Below are 523 nucleotides of genomic sequence, written 5' to 3'. Positions count from 1 at the left end.
GCGCCACGCACATGATCCTGCCGCCGTCGCTGGTGTCGGCGCTCCCCCCGGAGTGCGAACTGCCCGAGGGCTCGGTGCTCGTCGTCGGCACGGAGGCCGTGCCGGGCGAGCTGATCGCCCGCTGGGCCGGGCGGGTGCGCATCGTCGTCGCCTACGGGCTGACCGAGGCGACCGTCAACTCCACGCTGTGGTCGGCCGATCCGTCACGTCCGGGGCCCGCGCCGATCGGCCGCCCCGACCCCAACACGCGCACGTACGTGCTCGACTCCGCGCTCCGCCCCGTCCCGGTGGGGACGGAGGGCGAACTGTACGTCGCGGGCCGGGGTCTGGCCCGGGGCTACCTGGGTCGGGCCGCGCTGACCTCGGAGCGGTTCGTCGCGGACCCGTACGGAGACCCGGGTACGCGGATGTACCGAACGGGCGACCGGGTCCGCTGGGGCGCCGACGGGAACCTGGAGTTCCTGGGCCGGGCGGACGGTCAGTTCAAGATCCGGGGGCACCGGATCGAACCGGGCGAGATCGA

The 523-nt window shown here is 74.4% G+C and carries 1 protein-coding gene; it reads left to right on the top strand.

What is annotated here, in order from left to right; all coding sequences use genetic code 11:
• Positions 1-523, top strand: a 523-nt coding sequence (locus ADK55_RS39860) for an AMP-binding protein (RefSeq protein WP_159041467.1), incomplete at both ends; no start/stop codon positions are given.

It is taken from the genome of Streptomyces sp. WM4235 (assembly GCF_001279725.1).
In the GTDB taxonomy this organism is placed as follows: domain Bacteria; phylum Actinomycetota; class Actinomycetes; order Streptomycetales; family Streptomycetaceae; genus Streptomyces.
The sequence above is the reverse complement of the archived record's forward strand: the minus strand, read 5'-3'. Positions and strand labels throughout refer to the sequence as shown.